The 4715-nt window shown below is 68.2% G+C and carries 4 protein-coding genes; 3 read left to right on the top strand and 1 reads right to left on the bottom strand.

The window, feature by feature from the left end; translation table 11 throughout:
• Window positions 1-2191: NADP-dependent isocitrate dehydrogenase (locus CH341_RS28235; RefSeq protein ID WP_111422409.1), on the bottom strand; the 2191-nt coding region annotated here is incomplete at its 3' end.
• A gap of 687 nt (window positions 2192-2878) precedes the next feature.
• Between CH341_RS28235 and CH341_RS28230 the strand changes: the two genes are divergently transcribed.
• The 3 genes from CH341_RS28230 to CH341_RS28220 form a co-directional block, all read left to right on the top strand.
• Complete coding sequence (locus tag CH341_RS28230) at window positions 2879-3088, top strand: cold-shock protein (RefSeq protein ID WP_111422407.1); 210 nt, start codon at window positions 2879-2881, stop codon at window positions 3086-3088.
• A 151-nt stretch (window positions 3089-3239) separates the two neighbouring features.
• On the top strand, window positions 3240-3557 hold the full coding sequence (locus CH341_RS28225) for a YkgJ family cysteine cluster protein (RefSeq protein ID WP_210208652.1): 318 nt from the start codon (window positions 3240-3242) through the stop codon (window positions 3555-3557).
• Between the two features lie 84 nt (window positions 3558-3641).
• The coding region (locus CH341_RS28220; protein ID WP_111422405.1) for a TrmJ/YjtD family RNA methyltransferase at window positions 3642-4715 on the top strand (1074 nt) is incomplete at its 3' end.

The following is a 4715-nucleotide window of genomic DNA, read 5'->3' as shown; positions in this document are numbered from 1 at the left end:
CGCTCGGCCGCATCGCGGCCGAGGTCTTGGCGTCGTTCGGCACGTAGTAGCCGCCGGTGTCCACCGGCTTGCCCTGGGCGCCGATCAGCTCGGCGTTGATCTTGGCTTCGTTCTTCGCGAGCGTCTCGGCCAGCGGCTTGAAGCGAGCCTGCAGCTCCGCGTCCTTGCTCTGCGCCGCCAGCGCCTCGGCCCAGTAGAGGGCGAGGTAGTAGTGGCTGCCGCGATTGTCGAGCTCGCCGACTTTCCGCGCCGGGTTGCGGTTGAACTGCAGGAACTTGGCGATGGCCTCGTCGAGCGTGTCGGCGAGAACCTGCGCCTTGGCGTTCTTGTAGGTCTGCGCCAGATGCTCCAGCGAGGCGCCGAGCGCCAGGAATTCGCCGAGCGAATCCCAGCGCAGATAGCCTTCCTGCTGGAACTGCTGGACGTGCTTGGGCGCCGAGCCGCCGGCCCCCGTCTCGAACAGCCCGCCGCCCGCCAGGAGCGGGACGATCGACAGCATCTTGGCCGAGGTGCCGAGCTCCATGATCGGGAACAGGTCGGTCAGGTAGTCGCGCAGCACGTTGCCGGTGACCGAGATCGTGTCCTGGCCCTTGCGGATGCGCTCGAGCGAGAACTTCATCGCCTCGACGGGCGCCAGGATGCGGATGTCGAGGCCCGACGTGTCGTGATCCTTCAGGTACTTTTCGACCTTCTTGATGACCTGGGCGTCGTGGGCGCGGTTCTTGTCGAGCCAGAACACGGCAGGCGTGTTGGTGAGGCGGGCGCGGCGCACCCCGAGCTTCACCCAATCCTGGATCGGCGCGTCGCGCACCTCGCACATGCGGAAGATGTCGCCGGTCTCGACCGGACGCTCGAGCAGCACCGTGCCGTCCTCGGCGACGACCCGGACCGTTCCGTCGCGGGGAATCTCGAAGGTCTTGTCGTGCGAGCCGTATTCCTCGGCCTTCTGCGCCATCAGGCCGACATTGGGGACCGAGCCCATGGTCTTGGGATCGAAGGCGCCGTTCGCCTTACAGTCGTCGATCACGGTCTGATAGAGCGTCGCGTAGGCGCGATCCGGGATCACGGCCTTGGTGTCGTGCAGCTTGCCGTCGGCGCCCCACATCTTGCCGGAATCGCGGATCATCGCCGGCATCGAGGCGTCGACGATCACGTCGGACGGCACGTGCAGATTGGTGATGCCCTTGTCGGAATTGACCATGGCGATGCCCGGCCGCTTGGCGTACTCGGCCGCGATGTCGTCCTTGATCGCCTTCTTCTCGGCGTCCGGCAGCGTCTCGATCTTCGCCAGCAGATCCCCGAAGCCGTTGTTGAGGTTGACGCCGAGCCTCTTCAGCGTTGCGGCGTGCTTCTCGATCACGTCGGCGAAGAACACCGACACGGCGTGGCCGAAGATGATCGGATCGGCGATCTTCATCATCGTCGCCTTGACGTGCAGGGAGAACAGCACGCCCTGCTTCTTGGCGTCCTCGATCTGCTCGGCGATGAAGGCGCGCAGCGCCTTGCGGCTCATCACCGCCGCGTCGATGATCTCGCCGGCCTGGAGCGGCGTCTTCGCCTTCAGCACCGTGACGGCGCCGTCCTTGCCGACCAGCTCGATGCGGGCGTTGGTCGCGGCCTGCAGCGTCGTCGAGACCTCCGAGCCGAAATAGTCGCCGGCCGGCATGGTCGCGACATGCGACTTGGAGTCCTTGCTCCAGGCGCCCATCTTGTGCGGATTGGTGCGGGCGTACTGCTTGACGGCGCCGGCGGCGCGGCGGTCGGAATTGCCCTCGCGCAGCACCGGATTGACGACGCTGCCGAACACCTTGGCGTAGCGCGTCTTGATGTCCTTCTCGGCGTCCGTCGTGGCGTTGTCCGGATAGTCCGGGACGGCGTAGCCCTTGCTCTGCAGCTCCTTGATCGCCGCCTTGAGCTGCGGGATCGAGGCGGAGATGTTGGGCAGCTTGATGATGTTGGCCTCGGGCCGCGTCGCCAGCTCGCCGAGCTCGGCGAGCTCGTCGTTGATCCGCTGCGCCGGGGCGAGCTTCTCGGGGAACGTCGCGATGATCCGGCCGGCCAGGGAGATGTCCTTGAGCTTCATGGCCACGCCCGCCGCGCCGACGAAGGCTTCGACGATCGGCAGCAGGGAATAGGTCGCGAGCGCCGGGGCTTCGTCGACCTTTGTCCACACGATTTCGAGATCTGGCATGCTTGCACCTCTGGTCGTCGCCCTTGCTCAGGCCGAGCGGAACGATTGAGCCGAACGGAAGCTGAACATTGATGCGCGGTGGCTGGCGTGTCCCCCGCGCACTCGCATGGAGTTGTTCACGCCGTCGTGTCCTCCAGCGGGCCACGCCGCTGCAGGGCATCCGGCAGGCGCCGTGCGGCGCCCCTCCAGCGGGCGCCGTATAGCATTGGCGACCCCGCTGTGAAAGCCGGCAATTGGAATTATGAAACGAGATTCGCATCACGGTTCCGTCCCGCCGGATTCGCCCCTCTGGACCCACAGCGTCGGGAAATCCGAAACAGATTTCGTAAGTTGCGACTGAAACCGCGGTTCGCACCTTCGCACCTGCGAGGCCTTGCTGGGCCGTCGATCGGCGGCTGTCCGCGGCCGTCCGGTGTCGTTTCGTGATCGACCCGCTGATCGCGCTTCCGACGAGCCGGGGCACGGAAACGCGTCGCTCCGAGGGGCGGGGCAAAGGGTGGCTTTGACTTGTACGGGGCACGGCGACCGTGTAAGAGACCATATCGACATTTGGCCGGACAATCGGGCCGTTTCGCCTTCGCTCTATGCGGGCGCACGATCAGACCCTCTCCAAAGATCGAACACACCGAGTCGCGGGCGTGCTTGCACGGCCTCGGCTCCCCGCACGTACAGTGAAAGGCTATCCCTATGACCAAGGGCACCGTGAAGTTCTACAACGACCAGAAGGGCTTCGGATTCATCGCTCCGGACGACGGCGGCAAGGACGTGTTCGTCCACGCGACCGCGCTCGAGCGCGCCGGCATGCGCAGCCTGCACGAGGGCCAGAAGGTCGAGTTCGACACCCAGCCCGACCGTCGCACCGGCAAGATCGCCGTCGGCAACATCCAGGCCGCGTGAGCCGGCCCGGCCGCCCCCTGCGGGTGGCCTCCGGTTTCGCCGTGCCGCCGCGCGGGGCTGATGCCCTGCCGCCGGCGACCAGGCTCGCGCCGCGGGCCACAAGGGGCCGCCCTCAGGGGCGGCTTCTGCATTTCTGGACAGGCGATCGAGCGTGACGACGGGCGACGAGGACGATGGGGCGGACCGCGTGGACTGGTCGTGCCAGGCCTGCGGCGCGTGCTGCGCCACCTCGGCCGAGTGGCCGCGCTTCTCGCTGGAGAGCGACGAGGTCTTGGCCCTGATCCCGGCGGCTTTCGTCGACGACCCGAACGGGCGCATGCGCTGCGAGGGCGACCGCTGCTCGGCCCTCCTGGGCGAGGTCGGCAAGGCGACGGCCTGTGCCGTCTACACGGTCCGGCCCGAGGTCTGCCGCACCTGCCAGCCCGGTGATCCGGAGTGCCGCATGGCCCGGGCGCGCCACGGGTTGTGAGGCTGCATCACCGGCCGGTCGACACCCCTGGCCCGATCGGCTAGTGGTCCGCGCCCCCAGAACGACATTCGAGACGAATCTCCCATGCCCGGCGCCGGAACCGACAAGACCAAGACCTGGGTGGTCGCCCCGGGCCCCGTGATTGTGCTGGTCGAGCCGCAGATCGGCGAGAACATCGGCGCCGCCGCGCGCGTGATGGCGAATTTCGGCTTGTCCCGGCTGCGCTTGGTGAAGCCCCGCCAGGGCTGGCCCAATCCCAAGGCCCACATGATGGCGGCGGGCGCCGATCGCGTGCTCGAAGGGGCCGAGCTGTTCGACGACCTGGCGTCGGCGATCGCCGATTGCAGCTTCGTCGCCGCCTGCACGGCGCGCGCCCACGACCAGGCGAAGCCCGTGGTGTCGCCCGAGGCGGCGGCCGAGCGGCTGGCGCCGCTGGTCGCGGCCGGCGAGACGACCGCGGTGGTGTTCGGGCGCGAGCGCAACGGCCTCGAGAACGACGAGGTCGGCCTCGCCGATGCCATCGTCACGTTCCCGGTGAACCCGGCCTTCGCCTCGCTCAACCTCGCCCAGGCGGTGGCGCTGGTCTCCTACGAATGGTTCAAGCGGACCGGTAGCGGACTGCCCTTCGCGATGCCGGTGCGCTCGGACCCGGCTCCGAAGGAGCAGATTCACGCTTTCTTCACCAATCTCGAACGCGAGCTGGAGGCCGTCGAGTTCTTCCGGCCGCCCGAGAAGCGCGAGACCATGACGATCAACCTGCGCAACATCTTCTCGCGCATGCAGCCGTCCCGGCAGGACATCCAGACCCTGCACGGGGTGATCATGGCGATCGCCGAAGGCCGCAAGGGCCCGGCCCGCGGCGGCGTGCTGGACGGCGACGAGGCGTCGCTGCTGCGCAAGCTGCTGGCCGAGCACGGCGACGGGCGGGTGCCCTCCGAGCGCGGGCCGGTGCGCGGCCTGTCGCGGCTCCTGCGCCGCAATCCCACCGAGGCGGAGCGCGCCTTGTGGACCGCGCTGGTCGCCGACCGGCGATTCGCCGGACGCGGCTTCAAGCGGCAGGTGCCGGTCGGCCCGCACATCGCCGATCTCGTCTCGTTTCCGCTGCGGGTGGTGATCGACATCGCGCCGCCCGAGGAGCCTGCCGAGGCGGCGCAGATC

Source organism: Rhodoplanes roseus (assembly GCF_003258865.1).
In the GTDB taxonomy this organism is placed as follows: Bacteria; Pseudomonadota; Alphaproteobacteria; order Rhizobiales; family Xanthobacteraceae; genus Rhodoplanes; species Rhodoplanes roseus.
This window is presented reverse-complemented; position numbering and strand designations above follow the sequence as displayed.

Bases quoted from the DNA above. Each gene is read 5' to 3' on its own strand.
- CH341_RS28230 (WP_111422407.1), top strand. From the start codon at position 2,879: ATGACCAAGGGCACCGTGAAGTTCTACAACGACCAGAAGGGCTTCGGA.